This window comes from Roseateles microcysteis (assembly GCF_036880965.1).
Taxonomy (GTDB): domain Bacteria; phylum Pseudomonadota; class Gammaproteobacteria; order Burkholderiales; family Burkholderiaceae_C; genus JAUASW01.
This window is the reverse complement of record NZ_JBAJMV010000006.1, coordinates 1-22124: the sequence shown is the minus strand read 5'-3', so window position 1 is coordinate 22124 and position 22124 is coordinate 1. Positions and strand designations below refer to the sequence as shown.

General features: G+C 66.5%; 17 protein-coding genes. 6 read left to right on the top strand and 11 right to left on the bottom strand.

The annotated features are described in order from the left end of the window. Positions 1–189 precede the first annotated feature (189 nt). The 4 genes from purH to V3596_RS16780 all read right to left on the bottom strand — a co-directional run bounded on the left by purH (position 190) and on the right by V3596_RS16780 (position 4037). The gene (purH, locus tag V3596_RS16795) at positions 190–1776 is read right to left on the bottom strand and encodes a bifunctional phosphoribosylaminoimidazolecarboxamide formyltransferase/IMP cyclohydrolase (protein ID WP_334278957.1); all 1587 of its coding nucleotides are present in this window, start codon (positions 1774–1776) and stop codon (positions 190–192) included. A gap of 29 nt (positions 1777–1805) precedes the next feature. Continuing rightward, the gene (locus V3596_RS16790; RefSeq protein WP_334278956.1) at positions 1806–2042 is read right to left on the bottom strand and encodes a Fis family transcriptional regulator; all 237 of its coding nucleotides are present in this window, start codon (positions 2040–2042) and stop codon (positions 1806–1808) included. Continuing rightward, complete coding sequence (dusB, locus tag V3596_RS16785) at positions 2039–3097, bottom strand: tRNA dihydrouridine synthase DusB (protein WP_334278955.1); 1059 nt, start codon at positions 3095–3097, stop codon at positions 2039–2041. Before dusB ends, V3596_RS16790 begins: the two co-directional genes overlap by 4 nt. Before the next feature lie 88 nt (positions 3098–3185). Next, on the bottom strand, positions 3186–4037 hold the full coding sequence (locus tag V3596_RS16780; RefSeq protein WP_334278954.1) for a substrate-binding periplasmic protein: 852 nt from the start codon (positions 4035–4037) through the stop codon (positions 3186–3188). A 140-nt stretch (positions 4038–4177) separates the two neighbouring features. On the opposite strand from V3596_RS16780, the gene V3596_RS16775 reads away from it, so the two are divergent. Together V3596_RS16775 and V3596_RS16770 are read left to right on the top strand one after the other, a co-directional pair. Further along, complete coding sequence (locus V3596_RS16775; RefSeq protein WP_334278953.1) at positions 4178–4666, top strand: YqaA family protein; 489 nt, start codon at positions 4178–4180, stop codon at positions 4664–4666. Positions 4667–4670: 4 nt separating this feature from the next. Further along, the gene (locus tag V3596_RS16770; RefSeq protein WP_334278952.1) at positions 4671–6164 is read left to right on the top strand and encodes a carboxypeptidase M32; all 1494 of its coding nucleotides are present in this window, start codon (positions 4671–4673) and stop codon (positions 6162–6164) included. Positions 6165–6951: 787 nt separating this feature from the next. On the opposite strand, the gene V3596_RS16765 is transcribed toward V3596_RS16770, so the two are convergent. The 3 genes from V3596_RS16765 to V3596_RS16755 form a co-directional block, all read right to left on the bottom strand. Then, on the bottom strand, positions 6952–7584 hold the full coding sequence (locus V3596_RS16765; protein WP_334278951.1) for a DUF642 domain-containing protein: 633 nt from the start codon (positions 7582–7584) through the stop codon (positions 6952–6954). 113 nt (positions 7585–7697) lie between these two features. Then, positions 7698–8891, bottom strand: coding sequence for a patatin-like phospholipase family protein (locus V3596_RS16760; protein ID WP_334278950.1), 1194 nt, complete (start codon positions 8889–8891; stop codon positions 7698–7700). Between the two features lie 10 nt (positions 8892–8901). Continuing rightward, a complete protein-coding gene (locus tag V3596_RS16755) occupies positions 8902–9522 on the bottom strand; it encodes a phasin family protein (RefSeq protein WP_334278949.1) in 621 nt (206 codons plus the stop codon). Positions 9523–9716: 194 nt separating this feature from the next. Here V3596_RS16755 and V3596_RS16750 point away from each other — a divergent pair, with 194 nt between their 5' ends. Beyond that, complete coding sequence (locus V3596_RS16750) at positions 9717–11711, top strand: SDR family oxidoreductase (protein WP_334278948.1); 1995 nt, start codon at positions 9717–9719, stop codon at positions 11709–11711. A gap of 55 nt (positions 11712–11766) precedes the next feature. Here V3596_RS16750 and V3596_RS16745 read toward each other — a convergent pair whose 3' ends face one another. Beyond that, positions 11767–14571 carry a sensor domain-containing diguanylate cyclase gene (locus tag V3596_RS16745; RefSeq protein WP_334278947.1) on the bottom strand — a complete coding sequence of 935 codons (2805 nt, stop codon included), beginning with the start codon at positions 14569–14571 and terminating at the stop codon, positions 11767–11769. A gap of 142 nt (positions 14572–14713) precedes the next feature. Here V3596_RS16745 and V3596_RS16740 point away from each other — a divergent pair, with 142 nt between their 5' ends. After that, positions 14714–15937 carry a saccharopine dehydrogenase family protein gene (locus V3596_RS16740; protein ID WP_334278946.1) on the top strand — a complete coding sequence of 408 codons (1224 nt, stop codon included), beginning with the start codon at positions 14714–14716 and terminating at the stop codon, positions 15935–15937. 69 nt (positions 15938–16006) lie between these two features. Here the strand turns inward: V3596_RS16740 and V3596_RS16735 are convergent, their stop codons facing one another. After that, positions 16007–16981: a helix-turn-helix transcriptional regulator gene (locus tag V3596_RS16735; RefSeq protein ID WP_334278945.1), complete on the bottom strand. Its 975-nt coding sequence runs from the start codon at positions 16979–16981 to the stop codon at positions 16007–16009. Positions 16982–17211: 230 nt separating this feature from the next. Here V3596_RS16735 and V3596_RS16730 point away from each other — a divergent pair, with 230 nt between their 5' ends. Then, complete coding sequence (locus tag V3596_RS16730; protein ID WP_334278944.1) at positions 17212–19410, top strand: sensor histidine kinase; 2199 nt, start codon at positions 17212–17214, stop codon at positions 19408–19410. Between the two features lie 5 nt (positions 19411–19415). Here V3596_RS16730 and V3596_RS16725 read toward each other — a convergent pair whose 3' ends face one another. Then, positions 19416–20264: a PA4780 family RIO1-like protein kinase gene (locus tag V3596_RS16725; RefSeq protein ID WP_334278943.1), complete on the bottom strand. Its 849-nt coding sequence runs from the start codon at positions 20262–20264 to the stop codon at positions 19416–19418. Between the two features lie 68 nt (positions 20265–20332). Between V3596_RS16725 and V3596_RS16720 the strand changes: the two genes are divergently transcribed. After that, positions 20333–21064, top strand: a complete 732-nt coding sequence (locus V3596_RS16720; protein ID WP_334278942.1) for a substrate-binding periplasmic protein — start codon at positions 20333–20335, stop codon at positions 21062–21064. A gap of 17 nt (positions 21065–21081) precedes the next feature. Here V3596_RS16720 and V3596_RS16715 read toward each other — a convergent pair whose 3' ends face one another. Continuing rightward, the gene (locus V3596_RS16715) at positions 21082–21852 is read right to left on the bottom strand and encodes a S1C family serine protease (protein ID WP_334278941.1); all 771 of its coding nucleotides are present in this window, start codon (positions 21850–21852) and stop codon (positions 21082–21084) included. Positions 21853–22124: the final 272 nt, after the last annotated feature.

The following is a 22124-nucleotide window of genomic DNA, read 5'->3' as shown; positions in this document are numbered from 1 at the left end:
GAGGAGGACCTGGCGCAGCCAGGTCCGGGGGACACGAGCGCAGGGGAACCCGCTGGCGGCCTGATCTTCGACCAACCGAGGAACAAGAAAACGAATGGCAGCAATGTGCCGGTTGGCGTCTTCCAGGCAGATCGGCGAAGAAGAAAAAAAGCCCGGCATGGCCGGGCTGTTCTATGCAAGCGCGAGGCTTCAGTGACGGAAGTGGCGAACGCCGGTCAGCACCATGGCGATGCCGCGTTCGTTGGCGGCGGCAATCACCTCGTCGTCGCGCATCGAGCCACCCGGCTGGATGACGCAGGAGGCGCCGGCATCGGCCAGCACATCCAGGCCGTCGCGGAACGGGAAGAAGGCGTCGGACGCGACGACCGAGCCCTTCAGGGACAGGCTGGCGTTCTCGGCCTTGATCGAGGCGATGCGGGCCGAGTCGATGCGGCTCATCTGGCCGGCACCGACACCCAGCGTCATGCCGCCACCGCAGAAGACGATGGCATTGCTCTTGACGTACTGGGCCACGGTCCAGGCGAACATCAGGTCGTTCAGTTGTTCTGCCGAGGGCTGCAGTTGGGTGACGATCTTCAGGTCTTCCTTCTTCAGGAAATGGTTGTCTGCCGATTGCAGCAAGATGCCGGAGCCGACGCGCTTGCTGTCGCCCAGGTTGCGGCCTTGCAGCCAGGCCGTGTCGCCACCGGGCGGCAGCTCGATCTGCATCAGGCGCACATTGACCTTGGACTTGAAGACTTCCAGCGCCTCGGCCGTGAAGCTCGGTGCCATCAGCACTTCAACGAATTGCTTGGAAACGAGCTGCGCCGCCGCGCCATCGACTTCGCGGTTGAAGGCGATGATGCCGCCGAATGCGCTCGTGGGGTCGGTCTTGAATGCCTTGCTGTAGGCCTCGGCCGCATTGGCCGCCACGGCCACGCCGCAGGGGTTGGCATGCTTGACGATGACGCAGGCCGGGGCGTCGAAGCTCTTCACGCATTCCCAGGCCGCATCGGCATCGGCGATGTTGTTGTACGAGAGCTCCTTGCCCTGCAACTGCTTGCCGGTGACCAGCGAGCCGGGCGCCGGGTGCAGGTCGCGGTAGAGCGCGGCGCTCTGGTGCGAGTTCTCGCCGTAGCGCAGGTCCTGCACCTTGATGAAGCTGCTGTTCATCTGGCCCGGGTAGGCGGACTGGGTGCCGTCTTCCTGGTAGGCCGAGAGGTAGTTGCTGATCGCGGCGTCGTACTGGGCGATGCGGTTGAAGGCGGCGACGGAGGCGGCGAAGCGGGTCTTGTCGCTGGTCTTGCCATCGGCCTTCAATTCGGCCAGCACTTGCGCGTACTGCGATGCATCGGTCAGGACGGTCACGTCCTGCCAGTTCTTGGCGGCGCTGCGCACCATGGCCGGGCCGCCGATGTCGATGTTCTCGATGGCGTCGGCCAGCGTGCAGCCAGGCTTTGCGACCGTGGATTCAAACGGGTACAGATTGACGGCCAGGATGTCGATCATGGTGATGCCGTGCTTCTCGGCGGCCGCCATGTGCTCGGGGAAGTCGCGACGTGCCAGCAGGCCGCCATGCACCATCGGGTGCAGCGTCTTGACGCGGCCGTCGAGCATCTCCGGGAAGCCGGTGTGATCGGCCACCTCGGTCACCGGCAGGCCGGCATCCGCCAGCAGCTTGGCGGTGCCGCCGGTGGACAGCAGGCGCACGTTGAGGGCGTGCAGGGCCGAAGCGAAATCGACGATGCCGGTCTTGTCGGAAACCGAGATCAGGGCGGTGAGTTGTCGTGCGGACATGGCGGAGCCTTCAAGTTTCAAAGAATTCTTCAGAGCAGCTGATGGTCAGCCAGCTTGCGGCGCAGGGTGTTGCGGTTGATGCCCAGCCATTCGGCAGCCTTGCTCTGGTTGCCGTGGGCCTGCGCCATCACGACCTCGAGCAGCGGGCGCTCCACGACCTTGATCAGCATCTCGTGCATGGAGTGCGGTTCTTCGCCGTCGAGATCGCGGAAATAGGCTTCCAGGTTCTCACGCACGCAGGCTTCGATGTGTTTTTGTTGGCTCATGCCTGTTGCTCTAGTTGTTCGTCGTTGGCCGCGATGTTGGTAGTGATGACAGCTGCGGTCGTGGGAAGGCGTTCATGTTCCTGGCCCAGCTCGGCAAACCAGCTCGAGAGCGCGCGCACCTGCTCGGCGCTGCTCTCCAGGAGGTTCATGCGCTGGCGGAAATCTTCGCCGCCGGGCAGGCCGCGCACGGCCCAGCCGATGTGCTTGCGCGCGCTGCGCATGCCGGTCAGTTCGCCGTAGAGGCCGTAGTGGTCGTGCAGATGCTCGATCAGCCAGCTGCTGGCTTCGCCAACGGTGGGGGCCGGCAGCGTCTCGCCGGTGGCGAGGTAATGCGCGATCTCGCGAAAGATCCAGGGCCTGCCTTGCGCTGCGCGGCCGATCATGATGGCGTCAGCGCCCGTGTGCTTGAGCACCTCGGCGGCCTTTTGCGGCGTGTCGATATCGCCGTTGGCGACCACCGGGATGCGCAGGGCGGCCTTGACCGCGGCAATGGTGTCGTACTCCGCGTTGCCACCGTAGCCCTGCTCGCGCGTGCGGCCGTGGATGGTCAGCATCGCGATGCCGGCTTCTTGCGCGGCCAACGCAATCGAGAGCGCGTTTTTCTCGGCCTGGCACCAGCCGGTGCGCATCTTCAGGGTGACGGGTACGCCGCTCGGCGCGCAGGCCTGCACCACGGCGGAGATGATTTCCAGCGCCAGCGGCTCGTCCTGCATCAGGGCCGAACCGGCCCATTTGGTGCAGACCTTCTTGGCCGGGCAGCCCATGTTGATGTCGATGATCTGGGCGCCGCGCTCGATGTTGTAGCGGGCGGCCTCGGCCATCATGGCCGCATCGGTGCCGGCGATCTGCACCGAGATCGGCGCGGCTTCGCCTTCGTGATTGGCGCGGCGAGAGGTCTTCAGGCTGTTCCAGAGGTCCCGGCGGGAGGTCACCATCTCGCTGACCGCATAGCCGGCGCCCAGTCGCTTGCACAGCATGCGGAAAGGCCGGTCCGTCACCCCGGCCATCGGCGCGACGAACAGATTGTTCGGCAGCGAATAGGGGCCGATCTGCATGGTGGAAGCGGGGGAGGTTCTTGCCTAAAAAAGAGGCAGGAGTATACCCCGCCACCCACGCCCAGGGCACCTACGCCCTGGTAGAACTTCACTGCTGGTTCTGCTTGCGCCAGAGCTGGATGTTCTTGTCGATCAGGCCCTGCATCACATTGGCACGGGTCATCTTGTAGATGGCCCGGGTGATGCGGCCGCGCAGCTCGGGCGTGTTGCAGGCTGACTTGTGCGAGAGCGTCAGATGCAGGTTTTCGTTGGCAACTGCCGGGCTCAGGGACTTGAGGTCCGTGATGTTCATCTTGGCCAGGAAGGCAGCGCCGGGGCTGTCTTCATAGACCAGGTAGTCGGCGCGCCCTTTTTGCAGCATCTGGATGGCCTGCTCCAGGCTTGCCACGGTGGACATCTTCAGGTTCTCGCGCGCATAGCGGTCGAAGTCTTCGCCGAAGCTGTTGTTGATCACTGTGACGCCCTGCAGCGAGCCTAGGTCGGCCCAGCGGCGGTAGTTCAGGCGCAGGTTGTCGCGGGTCCAGACCACCGAGCGCGTTTCCCGGAAGGCCGGGTGGAAGTAGTCCATGTACTCGGTGCGCGGCAGCGTGAAGAAGGCGCCGGCGATCAGGTCGATGCGGCCGGCCCGCGTTTCTTCCTGCACCCGGCCCCAGGGGCCGATGTAACGCACCTCGATCGGGATGCCGATTTCGCGCGCCAGCAACTGCATCAGGTCGGCATTCGCGCCGATGAGGCGGTTCTCGTCTTCGGGGTCGCGCCAGAGGTAGGGCGGGTATTGCGGGTTGCCCGAAGCCGTCAATTGCTTGCAGCTCTCGGTCGGCTGGGCCTGCGCGCTTTGCAGCGGCCAGCCCAGGGCCAGCGTGAAACCGAGCGCTGCGGCGAGGCTTTGGAAGAGCCCGGGCCCTCTGCGGGGCGCTCGTGCAGACTTCAGATCAGACATGGTGGTCCTTGATTCGATCCCGCGTTCTTGCCGTGTATCCGGCGCGGGTCTTGTCGATGCTCCCAACGCGCATCTAGGCTGTCGAGTGTGCAGCCTGCGCCGGAGGGGGGCAAGCCGGGTTCGTCCTGATAATGGGTGGCATGGAAGCCTGGTTGCAAGAACAGATCAACGCGGTGCTGCTGCTTTTTGCCTTGCCCACGGTGGGGCTGCCGGCGATCTTTGTCATTGCCCTGGTTTCAGCGACGCTCCTGCCCATGGGTTCGGAGCCGGCGGTCTATGGCCTGGTGCGGCTCTCGCCTGAGATGTTCTGGCCCGCCATCCTGGTTGCCACAGCAGGCAACACCCTGGGCGGCGCCATCACCTGGTGGATGGGCTACGGCGCTGAGCGGGCCGTAGAGCGCGCCACACACAAGCCGATGACCGAGGGCCGCGCCTTGCGCTGGTTGCAGCAGTTCGGCCCGCGGGCCTGTCTCCTGTCCTGGCTGCCCGGCGTGGGCGACCCGCTGTGCGCCGTGGCCGGCTGGCTGCGCATACCCTTCTGGCCCTGCCTGCTCTATATGGCGGTGGGCAAGTTCGGCCGCTATCTGTGCATGACCTGGGCCTTGCTGTACATCTGGCCCCCAAAATAGCGCGATGAGCACCATCAACACCGCCTACCAGGATCTGTGCAGCCGCCACCAGCGCCTGCATCGTCTCAACCATCTGCAGGCCATTGCCAGCTGGGACCAGAGCGCCAACATGCCGCCCAAGGGCAACGAAGCCCGCTCGCTGGCGCTGGCCGAGATGGGCGGCCTGCTGCATGAACTGTCCACCGACCCGGCCCTGGCCCAGTTGCTGGACGCGGCCGAGGCGGAAACGCTCGGCGACGTGGAGAAAGCCAATCTGCGCGAAATGCGTCGGGCCTGGCGCGACGCCAACGCCCTGCCGCAGGCGCTGGTCGAGGCCAAGTCATTGGCCAGCTCGCGCTGCGAACATGCCTGGCGCAGCCAGCGGCCGGCGAATGACTGGCCGGGGCATCTGGAGAACCTGCGCGAAGTGGTGCGTCTTGCGCGCGAAGAGGCCAGGCTGCTGGCCGAGAGCAGCGGCCTCTCGCTCTACGACGCCTTGCTGGACCGCTATGAGCCCGGCATGCGCAGCGCCGATGTCGACCGCGTGTTTGGCGACCTGCGCCAATGGCTGCCAGGCCTCATTCGCGCGGTGCAGGACAGGCAGGCGAGCGAAACCACCATCGAGCCGGTCGGCCCCTTCCCGCAGGCCGCGCAGCGCGCGCTGGGCCTGGATGCGATGAAGCTCCTTGGCTTTGATTTCGACGGTGGCCGCCTGGACGAAAGCGCCCACCCGTTCTGCGGCGGCGTGCCCGAAGACGTGCGCATGACCACGCGCTATCGCGAAGACACGTTCCTGCCCAGCCTGACGGGCACGATGCACGAGACCGGCCATGGCCGCTACGAGCAGGGCCTGCGTCGCGACTGGCTGGGCCAGCCGATTGCCAACGCGCGCTCCATGGGCCTGCATGAAAGCCAGAGCCTTTCGTTCGAGATGCAACTTGGCAGCCATCCGGCATTCGCGCAGCTGCTGAGCCCGCTGGTGATCAAGCATCTGGGCGACCAGCCGGCATTCACGCCCGGCAATCTGCAGCGCCTGATGACGCGCGTGGCGCCCGGCTTCATTCGCGTTGATGCAGACGAAGTGACCTATCCGGCTCATGTGATCCTGCGCTACGAGATCGAGCGGCCCCTGATCGAAGGCCAGATCGAGTGCGAAGACATCCCGGCCCTGTGGGATGCCAAGATGCAGGAGCTGCTGGGCATCGACACCCGCGGCAACTACCGCAACGGCTGCATGCAGGACGTGCACTGGAGCGCCGGTCTGTTCGGCTACTTCCCCTGCTACACGCTGGGCGCCATGTATGCCGCCCAGTTCTTCGCCGCGATGCGCCGCGAGACGCCGGAGCTGGATGCGCGCATTGCTGCCGGCGAGCTGAACCTGGTGTTCGACTGGCTGCGCGACCGTGTCTGGACCCAGGGCAGCCGCTGGACGACGCCCGAGCTGGTGCAGCGCGCCAGCGGCGAGCCGCTGAACCCGGCGCACTTCAAGGCGCATCTGCAGGCGCGCTATCTGGGTTGATTCAGGGCTGCCAAGAAGAAGCGTACATCGCCGATTTCCGGAGGTTTCTCTTGACGGCACTTTGCAGCCGTTCGCGTTGAAGCTCGTTCGCGCTGCCGAGGCCATCGGGTGAGGGCTTGTGCTCCTGTCCCCCGGACCGGGCTTCGCCCGATCCTCCTCCTTTACTTCGCCCAAACCCTCACCCGACACCCTCGGCCGAACCTGCGCATGCCACCAGGCGAAGGCCACAGTGGTGCGGATCAGGACGGCAGTGGGTTTCCCGAAGCGAGGTAAAGGAGGAGGACCTGGCGCAGCCAGGGCCGGGGGACACGAGCGCAGGGGAACCCGCTGGCGGCCTGATCTTCGACCAACCGAGGAACAAGAAAACGAATGGCAGCAATGTGCCGCTTGGCGTCTTCCCCGGAGATTGACTAAGGACCAAAAGAAAGGGCGCCCGGTGAGGGGCGCCCTAATGCGTTTCCAACATCTTCGTCTTCAGTCAATCATCAATGCGCTCACAAGGAAACGACGGGCAGTTCCCGAGTTTCCTCGACCCCCTCGGGGGGGCCTGCCGTGGAGCGGCAGGTTTGGGGGCCTCTGCCTCGCGCCGCGCTCTTTGTCTCTACCCGCCGAGCGCTGCGCTTCCAACGACGTCCAGCCTGTTCTCGCTGTCGTCATGGCTTTATTGTTGGCGATGGCCGATGGCTTTGCATCCCCGCGCTTGCTGGGTGCCGCCCGCCAGATCGTGATGCAGTTCACAAATGAACAAGGCCTCCCGCAGGAGGCCTTGGGCTTGTATCGGGGTGGCTCAGGCGCGACGGCGGCGGCTGACGAAGAGCATGCCAGCCAGGCCGGCGAGCATCAGGGCCAGGCTCTGCGGCTCCGGCACGGCAGTGCTTGCCGACGAGCCGCCGGGGGTGTTGAGAGAGACGTTGTCCAGCGAGCTGCCCAGGCTGTCGCTGGTGCCCGTGGCCCACAGGCTCAGGGTGCTGCTGGTGCCGGTGGCCTGCACCAGGATGCTGAAGTGGCTCCACTGGTTGCCGCTGCTGCCGTTGTAGGCCAGCACGGGCGCCAGGCCGCTCGCGCCGCCAAAGCTCCAGCCCAGGCCATTGCTGGACACAGCAACACCAGAGCGGTTGGAATAGTCGAAGCTCAGTTCATACCACTGACCCAGGAGGGTGCTGATGGTCTGGCTGATCAGGCTGTTGTTGTCGACATCCAGCTCCAGGTAGTTCACACCCTGGCTGGCCTTGCCGGCCACGTCGTTGCGCAGCTCGGCCTGGTTGGCGGCCACCACCCAGCCCGGCAGCGTGCTCTGGCGGCTCCAGGTGCCTGCGCCCTGCGGCGTGGCTTCGAAACTGCCGTTGCTCAAGAGATTGACCGGGCTGGCCAGGGCCAGCAGCGGGGCGGTCAGGAGGGCGGCGGCGAGGAGCTTCTTCATGGGGTTTGGGGTGAGTTGCAAGCGCCGGAGCGCGATGCAGCAATTGTCCCGAGCCCCCTCGCGGAAGCATCCCCCTCAAGCCAATGGCGCGTGAACTTGGGCCGTGAAGGGCTTCACGCCATTCGCGATTCGAGCCGGGTCAGGGCAGCGTCCAGCTGCTTCATGGCGTCCGCCGTGCGCTGCGCAGCCGTGCGCTCGGGCGGCTTGTCGGCCAGCAGCTGGCGGCTGGCATCGAACAGCACCGACTCGTCCAGCGTCAGGCCATGGCCGGCCAGGCGAGGCTGCAGGCTGGCGAACTGGCGGCGCAGGATGGCGCGAGTCTGCTGATAGGCATGCTCGGCCAGACGGCGGCGCTGCGAATAGCTGAAGGTGTTGGCCATGTAGAGCTCGGCATCGCGTGGATCGGGCTCGAAGAGCAGGATGTCGGTCTCTGGATGGCTGCGGGCATAGCCCTTCATTCCGAGCTCCAGCCGCGAATGGATCAGCGAGCGGAAGGTCTGCGACAGCACCACCGGCAGGCCGGCATCGACCAGCGGCGGAATCTCCTCGCCGACATCAGCGCGGTAAGGCACCAAGGGGTTCAGGCAGATCAGGAGCTCGGGCTTGTGGGCCAGCAGCACCGAGGCGTGCAGCGTCTTCTTGAGAGCGCCATCGACGTAGAAGCGGCCATCGATGCGCACCGGCGGGAACAAGCCCGGCAGCGCGGCGCTGGCCTGCACGGCGCGCGAGATCGGCACATGGTCGTGGCCGGGCATGCCGAAGGGCATGGCCTGCCCGCTGTCCAGGTCGGTGGCCACCAGCACGAGCCGGGACTTCAGCTGACGGAAATCGTCGGTCCGGCCGGGCAAGCTGAACTGGGCGCGCAATTGCTCGGCAATCGGCTCGCCAGACAGCAGGCCGGTAGGCAGGGCGGGCCCCAGGCGCTCCAGGGCACCCAGCGCAGAGCGACCTTCCACGGCGACCTGCCACAGGGCGCGGCCCAGCAAGCCCGGCAGCTTGGCCAGACGGCGGCGGTATTCGCCCCAGGCCGGGCGCAGGAGCAGGGCCGGGTCGAAGCGATCAGGGGCCGGGGCCGTGTTCTCGATGAAGGCTGCGCAGAGCTGGCGCGGGGACAGGCCGTTGGCCAGGCCGGCCGCAATGAAACCGCCGGCGCTGACGCCGATATAGCCCTGGCATTCAGTGAACTTGAAGCCGGGCAGCGCTTCTTCGAGCGCGCACAGGGCGCCGATCTCGTAGATCGCGCCCAGCGGGCCACCGCCGGCCAGCGCCAGCCCGACGCTGGCCTGGCGCGGGGAACTCTTGGACATCAATCAGCGCTCAGGCGGCCTTCTTGGCTGCCGGCTTCTTGGCTGCAGGTTTGGCGGCAGGTTTTGCAGCGGCCTTCTTTGCAGGTGCAGCAGGTGCTGCCGCAGCCTTCTTCGCTGCCACCTTCCTTGCCGCTGGCTTGGCAGCAAGCTTCTTGGCTGCGGGCTTGGTTGCGGCAGCCTTGGTCGGCACGCCAACAGCCTTGCTCAGCGCATCGATGCGCTCGATCAGCGCGTCGATGTCCTTGGCCATGGGCACGCCCAGGCGCTTCAACGCATTGGCCACGCGATCTTCAAAGATCGATTCCAGCTTGTCCCAATGCTGGCCGGCCTTGGCACCGACGTCGCCGGCCATGCCGGTGACCTTGCTGGTCATGCTTGACAGCTTCTGCTCGGCCGCAGATTGGGTTTTCTTTTGCAGCTTCATGCCTTCGCTCACCAGTGCTTCGAACACCTTGCCGCCTTCGCCCTGCGCCTTGGCGAACGCGCCGAGGCCAGCCGCCCAGATCTGCTGGGCCGAGTCCTTCACCGTCTGGCCGATCTGGCCTTCCAGCAGCCCGGCGGGCAGGGCGCCGAAGGCACCCGAGGACGACGCTTTCTGCTTCTCAGCCATTTTCTGCAGCTTCTTGACCATGATCAGGGAGTCCTTTTGGTTCGGGAAGGGGCCGCGCAAGCGCAGCGGACCGCACAACTATAGGGCGCTCGTGCCGCAGAAAGCATAGGCACAAGCTAGTGAGGGGCCTCTATCCGGGAAGCTCCGGGTAAGCGCTCAGCAAAGCGCCCTGAGACTTGGACAAGAATCATCCTCAAACACGCATGGAGACAACGATGCAGTATTTCGTCACCGGAGCCACCGGCTTCATCGGCAAGCGTCTGGTCAAGAAGCTGTTGGCGCGCCGCGGCAGCACCGTCTATTTCCTGCTGCGCGAGGAGAGCCGCGACAAGCTGCCCGAGCTGCTGGAGTACTGGGGCGCCAGCAAGACCCGCGCTATTCCCGTGTTTGGCGACCTCACCGGCAAGAAGCTGGGCGTGGCGGCCGACCAGATCAAGGCGCTCAAGGGCAACATCGCCCATGTCTACCACCTGGCCGCCGTCTATGACCTGAAGGCCGACGAGGAGTCGCAGGTCCGCACCAACATCGAAGGCACGCGCAGCATGGTCGAGTTCGCGCAGGCGATCGACGCGGGCCATGTGCACCATGTCTCGTCCATCGCTGCCGCCGGCCTCTACGAAGGCGTGTTCCGCGAGGACATGTTCGACGAGGCGGAAGGGCTGGACCATCCGTACTTCATGACCAAGCACGAGAGCGAGAAGATCGTGCGCAAGGAGTGCAAGAAGCCCTGGAGCGTCTACCGCCCGGCCATGGTGGTTGGCGACTCGCGCACCGGCGAGATGGACAAGGTCGACGGCCCCTACTACTTCTTCAAGCCGATCCAGCGCCTGCGCCAGATCCTGCCGCCCTGGATGCCCTCGATCGGCCTGGAAGGCGGCCGCGTCAACATCGTGCCGGTGGACTTCATCGTCGACGCGCTCGACCACATCAGCCACCAACAGCGCAAGAGCGGCGGCTGCTTCCACCTCGTGGACCCTGTGGGCTACCGCGTCGGCGACGTGCTGGACATCTTCAGCAAGGCCGCGCATGCGCCGAAGATGAGCCTCTTCGTCAACGCGGCGCTCTTGGGTTTCATTCCCAAGAGTGTCAAGAAGGGCCTGATGGCGCTGGCGCCGGTGCGTCGCATCCGCAATGCCGTCATGAAGGACCTGGGCCTGCCCGAAGACCTGTTCCATTTCATCAACTACCCGACGCGCTTCGACTGCCGCGAGACCACGGCCGCGCTGAAGGGCTCCGGCATCGAATGCCCAAACCTGCACGACTACGCCTGGAAGCTCTGGGACTACTGGGAGCGCCACCTCGATCCGGCGCTGCTGATCGACCGCAGCCTGAAGGGCACTTGCGGTGGCAAGGTGGTGCTGGTGACCGGCGGCTCTTCGGGCATTGGCCTCGCGGCGGCCATCAAGTTCGCCGAGGCTGGCGCGATCACGCTGATCTGCGCACGCGATGAAGTGAAGCTGGCCGAAGCGGTGAAAGAGATCAAGGCCGCAGCTGGCGCTGACGCGCAGATCCACAGCTACTCTGCCGACATCGCCAACGAGCAGAGTTGCGCGGAGATGATGGCCTGGATCAGCGAGAACTTCGGCGGGGTCGATTTCCTGATCAACAACGCGGGGCGCTCGATCCGCCGCGCGATCGAAGGCAGCTACGACCGCTTCCATGACTACGAGCGCACCATGCAGCTGAACTACTTCGGCTGCCTGCGCGTCACCATGGGCCTGCTGCCCGGCATGGTGGCCAAGAAGAAGGGCCACATCGTCAACATCAGCTCGATCGGCGTGCTGACCAATGCGCCGCGCTTCTCGGCCTATGTGGCCTCCAAGGCCGCGCTCGACGCCTGGACCCGCTGCGCATCGAGCGAGTACGCCGATCTCGGCATCACCTTCACTACCATCAACATGCCGCTGGTGCGCACGCCGATGATTGCGCCCACCAAGATCTACAACAACGTGCCGACGCTGGCGCCTGAAGAAGCGGCCGACATGATTGCGCAGGCCTGCATCAACAAGCCGGTGCGCATCGCCACGCGCCTGGGCATCACCGGCGAGCTGATGCACGCCCTGGTGCCGCGCGTGGCCCAGATCGTGATGAACACCAGCTTCCGCATGTTCCCGGACAGCGATGCCGCCAAGGGCGAGAAGGGCGGCAAGTCGCAGCTCTCGGCCGAGGCGATTGCCTTGCAGCAGATGATGAAGGGCATCCACTTCTGATGCCGGTGTCCTGATGCCAGGCCGCTCGGCATCGACGCGCGGCCTTGCGAACTGATCAGGGGCCCGTCAATTCGCGCAGCAGGCCGACCTGCAGGGCCGGCTCCGGTTCACGCAGCCAGGCCTTGAGCTCCGCCTCCGGCGGCGGCGTCTGCCCCTCGGCGGCCGCCAGCCCGACCCAGCGGTTGCGGCCAGCGCGCTTGGCGCGGTAGAGGCCCTGGTCGGCCAGTTCCACGACTTCCTCCCAGCTCAGCCGGCCTGGGGCTTTGGCGAAGAAGGGGAAGGCGGCAAAGCCGACCGAACAGGTCTTGTGCAGGCTCAGGCCTTGCTCGAGCACGAAGGGCTGGCTGGCAACAGCCGAGCGGATGCGCTCGGCAATCAGGCCGGCCTCATGGCGGCTGCTCAACCGCGCCACCATCAGGAATTCCTCACCGCCCCAGCGCACCAGATAGTCCGACTCGCGCGAGACCTCGCGCAGCCGCTCGCACACCTGGATCAGTACCTGGTCGCCAGCGGCATGGCCATGCTGATCGTTGACGGCCTTGAAATGATCGATGTCGACCATGAAGAAAACCAGGTCCGCTTCCTCGGGTGTCTCGCAGGGCCGCTGGCGCATGGCATCTTCGTAGCGGCGCAGGCTGATGCTGATGTCGGCGTCCAGATGCTGCATCAGGAAACGGCGGTTGCGCAGGCCGGTGAGCGGGTCGCTGAGGCTGGCTTCCTCGAGCCGCGCCTGCGTGGCTCGCAGGGTCTTCAGCGTGGCTTCGAGTTGGCGGTAGGTGTTGGCGTTGTCCAGCGCGATGGCGCCATAGGCGCACAGCGTGCGGAAGATCAGTTGCTCGCGCTCGCCATAGGCATGCTGGCGCGGCGACTGTATGGTCATCACGCCGAGCACGCGCTCATTGATCATCAGGGGCGCGTACATGCCGCTCAGCGAGAGCAGGGTGCCGGGCACATGGCTGGGGCTTTCTTCTTCCGGCGAACGGTCTATCGTGAACTCGTGCCGCTCGCGCGCGCAGCGCGCGGCCGAAGCAACCGGGTCGTCCACGCGCAGCGTGCGCATTGGCAGCCGCCGGCCGGCTTCGCTGACATAGATCGAGTTCAGCTGCTCGCCCTTCTCGTCCATCGCGAAGATGGCCAGCGCCGTCACATCGAGCAGCTCGTGCACATGCTCGTGCAAGGCCAGGCAGATCGACTCTGCATCGAGCTTGGCTGTGATGGCCTGGCCGATCACGCCCAGCCTTTCCAGCGTCTGGCCCTGCTCATGCAGCAGCACGGAGCGGCGGGCTTCGGCCGAGGCGAGCTGCTTGTGGTACTCGGCCTCGGCGCGCGCGCTTTCGGCGGCATAGCGCAGCTGCATGGCGATCAGCCGCTCTGCGGCCAGGCGGCTGTGCTGCTTCTCGCGGGCGGCGGACGCCTGCACCGCCATGCCATAGGCCTGCGGGAAACGCGCCATGCGGGCGTACTCACCCGCCAGGGCAGCCAGCAGCTCGGGGGGCGGTTGCAAGCCTTCGATGCTGCGGCTGATCTCCAGCGCCCGCTCCAGCAGGGCCAGCGGCAGGTCGTCGCGGCCGTGGCGCTCCGGGTCCATGCCGCCCCGGCTGCGGATCTGTGCCAGCACTTGCAGCGCCTCGATCTGGCGGTCTGGCATGCCAGCCGCGATGGCCGCCTGCAGGGAGGCTTCGGCCATGGTTTCGGCCTCGGGCCATTGACCCATCTGCGCCAGGGCCTTGGCCTTGCCGCGGTTTGCTTCCAGCAGGCCCACGTGGCCCGATTCACGCGCGGTCTCGGGCATCTCGTCGAACAGCCGCAGCGCGAGTTCGTTGTCGCCGCGGTCCAGGGCCAGCTCGGCCCGGCAGCTCAGCAGCATCGCGTAATTGCGCGAGCGGCCCAGGGGCGCCAGGATGGCCTGGGCCTCGTCCAGCGCGGCCTGCGCCTGCTCCAGGCGGCCGAGCCGGCGCAAGGCCTCGCCCATCTGCGTCAGGCAGGCGCCGAGGCCCTGCGGCCAGCCGCAGCCGCGCGCGAGCTCCAGGCCTCGCTGGACCCAGTCCAGCGAGGCCTCGTGGTCGTTCAGCTTGCCGAAGGAATGGCTGACATTGGCCGATGCGGTGATGGCACCGTACAACTGGCCGGTTTGCAGTGCGATCTGATGCACGCACATGAACATGCGGATGGCGCGGGCGAAGTCGCTGGCCAGGAAGGCGCGCGTGGCCTGGTAGAGATAGAGCGCGGCCTGAGCGCTGGCGGGCTGGCTTTCGATCTCGGCCGGGAAGTGCGCGGCCCAGCGCAGCTCGCTGGCCGGCCAGTCGCGGAAGGCATCAAAGCGTGCCTGCGTGGCCTCGAAGCAAAGCAGCCGGCCGGGCTCCTGCGCGGCGCGGGCCAGCGCAATCGCCTGCTCCAGGCAGCGGTCCCTTGTTTCGGCCTGACCCATGGCGCCGTGCAAGGCGCAAAGCAGCCACTGCGCATCGGCCTGGCCCAGGAGTTCGCCCTGGCGCTCGAAGGATTGCATGGCCTGTTCGGCCAGAGGCTGTGCGGCGGCCCAGTCAGCGTGCAGATAACGCTGCTCGGCGCGAACCAGATCCATGCGCGCCAGCAGTATGGCAGCCGACCCCGCGGGCCTTGCCTTCAGCTTGGCATTCAGCTCTGCAGTCAGCGCGTCGGCGTTGTCGAGCGAGCGCTTGGGGTCGCGTTCGCGCAGCAGCCAGGCCAGATGGGCCAGGCCCAGCAGTCTTTCAGGTCCCTGCAGCTCGGGCAGGGCGGCTTCCAGGCGGGCCAGCGCGTCGTCGGTGCCGAACAGCTGCAGCGGCGACTCCAGCGCGGCCGGCCCGGACGGCACGGTGCGGTCGGTGTCGGTTGCTTTCATCGGCGGGGCGTCACGCCGTTGCTAGATGTCGGCGCGGCCCTGAGTGTAGGCGCTAGCAGATGCATGAGCCCCCCGGGTTCACCGCAGCAGCGCCAATGGCGCCAGGGCCGGGCCGACAATGCAGGCCCGGCAAGGAGTCCCCATGCAGCAACGCCCTTTCGATCTCGTCCTGTTCGGTGCCAGCGGCTTCACCGGCCGCCTGGTGGCTGAGTACCTCTTGCAGCGCTATGGCCAGGACGGCGAACTGCGCTGGGCACTTGCCGGCCGCAACAGGGCCAAGCTGGCCGACTTGCGGCGCGAGCTGGGCGCGGGCGATTCACTGCCGCTCGTGCAGGCCGATGCCAGTGATCCTGCGGCGCTGGCCGCCCTGGTGGCGCAGGCCCGCGTCGTCATCACGACCGTCGGGCCCTATCAATTGCATGGTGAGGCGCTGGCGCGGGCTTGCGCACAAGCCGGGACGGACTACGTGGATCTGTGCGGTGAGCCGCTCTGGATGGCTCAGATGATCCCGCTCCTGCAGCCGCTGGCGGCCCGCAGTGGTGCGCGCATCGTGTTCTCCTGTGGCTTCGATTCCATCCCCTTCGATCTGGGTGTGGTCTATCTTCAGGAAGAGGCGAAGGCGCGCCTGGGCGCCGTCTGTTCCGAGGTGCATGGCCTGGTGCGTGTCATCAAGGGCACGGCCTCGGGCGGCACGCTGGCCAGCGGCATGGCCACGTTCAAGGCGATCAGCCGCGACCCGCAGCTGGCGCGCATCCAGGCCGACCCGTTTGCGCTGACGCCGGGCTTTCGCGGCCCGACGCAGCCTGAGGGCGAGCACGCCGCCTTTGACGAATTGGCACAGGCCTGGACCGGTCCCTTCGTGATGGCCGTGATCAACACCAAGAACGTGCACCGCAGCAATGCCTTGCGCGGCCATCCCTGGGGCCAGGACTTCATCTACAGCGAGCGGCTCTGGACCGGCCCGGGCGCAGCCGGCGAAAAGCGCGCCCGCCGCATGGCCCGCCAGTCGCGCCTGCAGAACGCCTTGCTCGGCTTTGCGCCGACGCGCGAATTCCTGCGGCGCTTCGTGCTGGCCAAGCCGGGCGAGGGGCCGAACGCCCAGGCGCGTGAGCGCGGTCGCTATGAGCTGCTCTTCATTGGCAGGACCGCGCAGGGCCAGGTCTTGCGCGCCGTGGTCAAGGGCGACCGTGACCCGGGCTATGGCTCGACCAGCAAGATGATCAGCGAGGCGGCCCTGAGCCTGCTGAAGATTGACCGCACGCAGACGCCCGGCGGCGTATGGACCGCAGGTGCGGCCATGGGCCTGGCCTTGCAGCGCCGGCTGCAGGAACGCGCCGGGCTGACGTTTGAAGTCGAGAGCGCATGAGAAGGCCTGAGGCTGATTGATGCGCCTTGATGCGCTTTGGCGAGCCCTGGGCCGGGCGCGCTGCGTTGCTCAGCTTTGCAGCGCCAGTCCGTAGCTCTCCTGCAGCTCGGCCAGCCGCTGGCGCAACGCATCGACCAAGGCGGGCGGACCCAGGGCCTGGACCTGCGGGCCCAGGCGCAGCAGCTCGCCCACGGCCCCCTCGATCGACTCGATGGGAATCTGCAGCCTTTGCCAGCCCTGCCTGTCCCGCGCGCCGGCTGAGGCCACCGCCGCGGCCATTCGCTGGCTCAGGCGCGCCAGCTCGCGCAGGGCCGCCGGCCTGGCACGCACACTGGCGCGGCCGGACTGCATGCGGGCTTCGTAGTCAGTGCAGAAATGCTGCCAGTAGCGCTGCAGATTGAAGCCTTCGGGAGGCACGGCTTGCTCGTCTTCGATGCGCAGCATCTCGATGGCAGCCACGCGATAGGTACGGGCCTGTTCGCCGTGGGCGGCCACGAGGTACCAGAACCCGCTCTTGAGCACCAGGCCGAGCGGCGCGACGCGGCGCTCCATCGCGCCTTTCCAGCTCTCATAGCGCAGTAGCAGCATTCGCCGCTGCCAGACTGCGGCCGCCAGCTCGGGCAGCAGGCCTTGCTGGTCCGGGCCCTGGAACCAGGCCACGGGGTCGAGATGGAAGCGCGCGGCCACACGCTCGGCCTCCTCGCGCGCCGCATCGGGCAGCGCGGCCAGCAGCTTGTAGCGGGTGTTGTCCAGCGCCGTTTTCATGCCCAGCTGCTCGGCCGCGAATGGCGCTCCGGCCAGAAACAGGCTTTGCGCTTCGGGGCGATCCAGCCCGGTGAGCCGCGTGCGGTAGCCGGCCAGCAGCGCAAAGCCACCTTGGCGCCCCTTCTCGGCATAGACCGGCACGCCGGCCGCGCTCAAGGCATCGATGTCGCGGTAGATGGTGCGTACCGAGACCTCGAGCATCTCGGCCAGCGCATGGGCGGTGACCTGGCCCTGCGCCTGCAGGCGCAACATGATGGAAAGCAGACGACTGGCTTGCATGCGCGCAGCTTGCCTGGGGCCTGCTGACAGCTTGTGTCAGCTGCCTGGATCACTGCGCAGGCAATGGCTGAGCCACCAGCCCAGGACGGCCAGCGAGCGGTTGGTTTGCTGTTCATCCATGATTCGATTCGGGTTGAAATGGAAGCATTGTTGGAAATCAACGAATTCCCTTGATCAACCTGCATGCCCCGCAGGCCGCGTTAGGATCTGGCGTCATCGCTTCGATCCGAATGAACGCAACCCTCTCGGGCAAGCCGCCGGCCTCCCTGGCAAGACAGCTTTCGCTGCAGATCAGCCTGCTGGTGGTCTTGATGGTGGGCGCCCTGGCGGCGATTGCCTTCTGGTCGGTGCAGCGTGAGATAGCGGCGGTGGTGCCCGGCACCATGCTCAGCACCGTGCAATTGCAGGCCGCGCAGCAAGGCCAGTCGTTCCAATTGGCCGATGCCAGCGTGCGACGCCTTGCCCGGGAGTGGCTGCAGCGTTCCGGGAAGCTGGGCGAAGCCGAGGCCGAGCGCCGCTTTGGCGAGTTGTTCGAGCGCTCGGCGGACGGCGTCTGGCGGCTCCGACCGGCGCTGGTGGACACGGAGCGCGCGCCGACCTTCTATCTGCAAGGCAGCAAGCCCCTGGATGCCGACGTGCGCCGCCGTGCCGTGCTGGGCTACGAACTCCTGCGCGAACAGGGGCCGGCGCTGGTGCCGCCGTTTTTCTCGGCCTATACCGATTTCGTCGAGAAGGGCCTGATGGTCTATTCGCGTGGCATCGACTGGGGCAAGGGCGCGACACCGGCGACCGACAACTTCAATTACCCGACGATGACCGGCGCCGACCCGCGCAACAACCCGAAGCGCGAGGTCTTCTGGACGCCGGTCTATTTCGATGAGGAAGCCAAGGCCTGGATGGTCTCGGTGATCCAGCCCCTGGACTTGCAGGGGCGCTGGGTGGGCACGGTGGGACACGACATCACCATCGACACGCTGCTGCAGCAGATCGGCCAGGCCGACGCCGAGCTGGGTGCATTGACCATGATCATCAGCCGTGACGGGCAGCTGATCGCCCATCCGGAGCTGCGCGAACGGATCGCCAAGGCCCAGGGCCAACTGGCGCTGGCCACGCTGGGTGACCCGGTGCTCAGTGCAGTGCATGCCCTGATTGCAAGTGGCGGCGACACGGCTCAGGCCGCGCGCACCCCCGACGGGCGCCATCTGGTGGCCTGGTCGCGCATTGCCGGGCCGGACTGGTGGGCGGTGCGGGTGGCGCCGCAAGCGCGCATCGACGAACTGCTGCATCGCGGCGTGCTATGGATGCTGGCGGTCGGGCTCGTGATGCTGCTGCTGACCTTGCTGCTCCTGCACCGCGTGATACGACAGCGTGTCAAGCAGCCGCTGAGCGACATCACCAGCTCGGTGGAGGCCCTGGCAGCACGGGTGCACCATGGTGAGGAGCCGCAGACGCTGCCGGCCCAGGGCTCGGCCGACCTGCAGCGGCTCTCGCAGGCCTTTGACGCGATGGCTCAGGACCTGGCCAGCCACCGACGCCAGGAACAGGCGGCGCAGGCCGCCTTGCAAAGCGAGGTGCATGAGCGCCGCCAGGCTGAGGAGGCTGTGCACCGGCTCAATCTCTCTCTCGAAGCGCGAGTGCGTGAGCGCGGCGAGGCCTTGCAGCAGGCTCAGCAGGAGCTGGTGCAACGCGAGACGCTGGCCAGCCTGGGCTCGCTCGTGGCGGGCGTTTCTCATGAGCTGAACACGCCCATCGGCAATGCCTTGATGGCGACCGACACCGCAGTGACTGCGCTCGCCGATCTGGAAGGGATGCTGGCCGGTGGTGTAGTCAGGCGAAGCGAGCTGAGCCGCGGCATGCAACTCGCGCGCGAATGCGTTGGCCTGGCGCTGGCCAATCTGAAGCGCTCGGCCAGCCTGGTGCAGGATTTCAAGCAGGTGGCGGTGGACCGTGCCAGTCTGCAGCGCCGGGCATTCAATCTGCGCCGCGTCAGCGAGGAGGTGGTGCATCTGCTGCAGGTCTCTCTGAAGTCACCCGGCTGCACTGTCGAGATGGACCTGCCCATCGAGCTGGTGCTGGACAGCTTTCCCGGCGCCTTTGGTCAGGTGCTGACCAATCTGGTCGAGAACGCCGTGGTCCATGCGTTCAACGGGCGCAGCGATGGACGCATCCTCATCAGCCTTGTGCGCAGCGATGAGCGGGAAGTGGTGCTGACTGTCAGCGACAACGGCTGCGGCATCGCGCCGGAACATCAGGGCGAGGTGTTCAAGCCTTTCTTCACCACGCGCCTGGGCCAGGGCGGCAGCGGCCTGGGCCTGCACCTGGTCTACAGCATCGTGTGCAATGTGCTGGGCGGCGAGATCGAACTGGACAGCGAGCCCGGCGAAGGCACGCGCTTCACCTTGACATTGCCGCGCCGCGCGCCGGACTGAACGCTTCAGCTGGCTTGCTGCATGCGCAGCCGCCGGGCCGCTTCCTCGGCGCGTGCATCGTCGATCTCGCGCAGCACGCCACCCAGGTCAACGGCAGCTTGCGGTCTCTCGAAGCGGCCACTGAGTGCCGAGTCCTCGCGCAGCAGGCCCCGCTGGTAGAGGTCCCAGATCTCATGGCCGTAGTCGGTCTTCAAGAGCTCGGGTGCAAAACGGCCGAAGAAATTGCGCAGGTTCTCCACGTCGCGCAGAAGCATGCGCTGGGCATGGTTGTTGCCGGCCGCGTCCACTGCCTGGGGCAGGTCAATGATGACCGGCCCATCGGCGGCCAGCAGGATGTTGAACTCCGACAGGTCGCCATGCACGACGCCAGCGCCGAGCATGCGCAAGACCTCGGACAAGAGGCTGGCGTGATGGGCGCGGGCATCCTCGGCGCTGAACTCGCAATCATTGAGGCGCGGCGCGGCGTCGCCTTCAGCATCGGCCACCAGCTCCATCAGGAGCACGCCTTCGAAGAAGTTGTAGGGCCTGGGCACGCGCACGCCGGCGGCGGCGAGGCGGTAAAGCGCATCGACTTCGGCGCTCTGCCAGGCGGCCTCGCTCGCCTCGCGGCCAAAGCGGGTGCCCTTGGCCATGGCGCGGGCCTGGCGGCTGTTCTTGACCCGCCGATTCTCGGTGTAGTCCACCGCCTGGCGAAAGCTCCGCTCGGTGGCGGCCTTGTAGACCTTGGCGCAGCGGGTTTCGTCGCCGCAGCGAACCACATAGACGCTGGCTTCCTTGCCGCTCATCAGCTGGCGCGACACGCTGTCGATCAGGCCTTCATCCATCAATGCCTGCAGGCGTGCGGGTGCTTTCATCGGGCTATTGTCCATGCGCTGCCGTGATAGCCTCGATCCAGCGTCTTGCACTGGAGGAAAATGAGGTCATGAGGGCTCTGCTGCTGGGCTTGTTGCTGCTGCTCGTCGCGCCGGCGCGGGGTGCCGAGGTGCGCATGGCCTTTGGTGAGCGCATTCCGCCGTTCTGCTTCCCGCAGACCAACTCGGGCATCGAGCTCGAGGTGATAGGCGAGGCACTGGCCTGGCGTGGCCACAAGCTGCGGCCTCAGTACTTTCCGTTTGCCCGTGTGCCTGTGGCATTCAAGGACGGCACGGTCGATGCCGCGATGACCGACCTTGGCGAGGACCTCACCAGTGCCGGCGGCCACTACGGTGAGCCGGCGGTGCTGTACGACAACGTGTTCATTTCCCTCAAGGAGCGACGCCTGAGCATCCGCAGGCCCGAGGACCTCAAGGGCCTGTCCGTGATTTCCTTCGTGGGCGCTGCGCGGCGCTATCCGCAATGGCTGGAGGCAGTCAAGGCCGCCGGCCGCTACACGGAGCAGAACGACCAGGCCGTGCAGGTGCGTACGCTGATGCGCGGCCGCTACGACCTGGTGCTCAGTGATCGCAGCATCTTCAAGTATTTCGCCCTGCAGTTCCGCCGGGAGGGTGGCGAGTTGCTGCCGGTCGATGAACATGCATTCACCGCGGTCAACCCACAGGACTACCGGCCGGTCTTTCGCAGCAAGCAGGTGCGCGACGATTTCAATGCCGGGCTCAAGCACCTGAAGGACACGGGGCGATTTCAAGCCATCTACGACCGCTACCTGAAAGAGTAGGTGGCGGGGAGGGGCGCTCAGTCGCTGGTTCGCATCAGCTCGACGACATGGGCGGAGGGAATGGCGTAGCTGATGCCGGTCGGGTTGCTCAAGGCCGATTCCTTGCTGCCCCGAGCCAGCACCATATTGATCACACCAATCACCTGGCCGCTCGTGGTGGAGAACACCGGCCCGCCGCTATTGCCCGGGTAGGCGACGGCGTCGAGCTGGTAGAGATTGAACTTCTCCTCGCGTGCCTGGCGTATCGCGCGCCCGGTGAGGGCGCCTGGCCCGGGCATGGGCTGGAACACCGGCGTCAGCGCCGAAATGATGCCAGCATGGGTGACGGTCGAGAAACCCAGGGCGCCCGCTATCGGAAAACCCATGATGGCGATCGATTCGCCCTCGCGTGCCGCCAGTTCGGCCAGCTGCAGCGGCGGCCCGGGCTCGCCTTCGAAAGTCAGCAGTGCGAGGTCCATGGCTGCATTGACGCGCGTTCTGGACACCTGGCGCATGACCCACTTGCCAGCGGCGTCGCGCACCTGGATGACCAGCTTGCGCTCGGTGGAGAACTGCTCTGGCCCTGGCAGCACATGGGCGTTGGTGACAGCCTGCCGGCCATTTCCGACGATGAAACCGCTGCCGCGGAAGCCGAAGCGCGGGCTGTCGGTGGCGGAATAGGTGCCCACCATCAGCACCGAGGGCTTGGCGCGCTCGATCAGGTCGGGCAGGCTTTCGGCCTGGCAGGCGATGCCGCCAAGGCTCATGACGAGGAGCAGGAAGAGGTTTCGGCAGGTTCGGCGCGGCATGGCAGGAGGCGGCAATGGACCAGGCCAGTATCGCCGCACGTGTTTGCGGCTGTGAAAAATAGGTTCATCGCCGAATCTTTGGGATGTCTCTTGCCGGCACTTTGCAGCCGTTCGCTTCGCGTTTGCAGAGGTCGGGCGGTAGGCACAGACTGGCCCCGCCACCGGGCTCATGGTGCGCGGGTTGGCCTCTCGGCCAACTCCCCTCGGTGCTCGCATCACGGGCCGGCGGCGCGCAACTCGCTCCACTCACTTCGTTCGTGCCGCTCAGACAG

Coding starts and splice junctions, on each gene's coding strand:
- purH (WP_334278957.1), bottom strand. CDS start 1,776: ATGTCCGCACGACAACTCACCGCCCTGATCTCGGTTTCCGACAAGACC.
- V3596_RS16790 (WP_334278956.1), bottom strand. CDS start 2,042: ATGAGCCAACAAAAACACATCGAAGCCTGCGTGCGTGAGAACCTGGAA.
- dusB (WP_334278955.1), bottom strand. CDS start 3,097: ATGCAGATCGGCCCCTATTCGCTGCCGAACAATCTGTTCGTCGCGCCG.
- V3596_RS16780 (WP_334278954.1), bottom strand. CDS start 4,037: ATGTCTGATCTGAAGTCTGCACGAGCGCCCCGCAGAGGGCCCGGGCTC.
- V3596_RS16775 (WP_334278953.1), top strand. CDS start 4,178: ATGGAAGCCTGGTTGCAAGAACAGATCAACGCGGTGCTGCTGCTTTTT.
- V3596_RS16770 (WP_334278952.1), top strand. CDS start 4,671: ATGAGCACCATCAACACCGCCTACCAGGATCTGTGCAGCCGCCACCAG.
- V3596_RS16765 (WP_334278951.1), bottom strand. CDS start 7,584: ATGAAGAAGCTCCTCGCCGCCGCCCTCCTGACCGCCCCGCTGCTGGCC.
- V3596_RS16760 (WP_334278950.1), bottom strand. CDS start 8,891: ATGTCCAAGAGTTCCCCGCGCCAGGCCAGCGTCGGGCTGGCGCTGGCC.
- V3596_RS16755 (WP_334278949.1), bottom strand. CDS start 9,522: ATGGTCAAGAAGCTGCAGAAAATGGCTGAGAAGCAGAAAGCGTCGTCC.
- V3596_RS16750 (WP_334278948.1), top strand. CDS start 9,717: ATGCAGTATTTCGTCACCGGAGCCACCGGCTTCATCGGCAAGCGTCTG.
- V3596_RS16745 (WP_334278947.1), bottom strand. CDS start 14,571: ATGAAAGCAACCGACACCGACCGCACCGTGCCGTCCGGGCCGGCCGCG.
- V3596_RS16740 (WP_334278946.1), top strand. CDS start 14,714: ATGCAGCAACGCCCTTTCGATCTCGTCCTGTTCGGTGCCAGCGGCTTC.
- V3596_RS16735 (WP_334278945.1), bottom strand. CDS start 16,981: ATGCAAGCCAGTCGTCTGCTTTCCATCATGTTGCGCCTGCAGGCGCAG.
- V3596_RS16730 (WP_334278944.1), top strand. CDS start 17,212: ATGAACGCAACCCTCTCGGGCAAGCCGCCGGCCTCCCTGGCAAGACAG.
- V3596_RS16725 (WP_334278943.1), bottom strand. CDS start 20,264: ATGAAAGCACCCGCACGCCTGCAGGCATTGATGGATGAAGGCCTGATC.
- V3596_RS16720 (WP_334278942.1), top strand. CDS start 20,333: ATGAGGGCTCTGCTGCTGGGCTTGTTGCTGCTGCTCGTCGCGCCGGCG.
- V3596_RS16715 (WP_334278941.1), bottom strand. CDS start 21,852: ATGCCGCGCCGAACCTGCCGAAACCTCTTCCTGCTCCTCGTCATGAGC.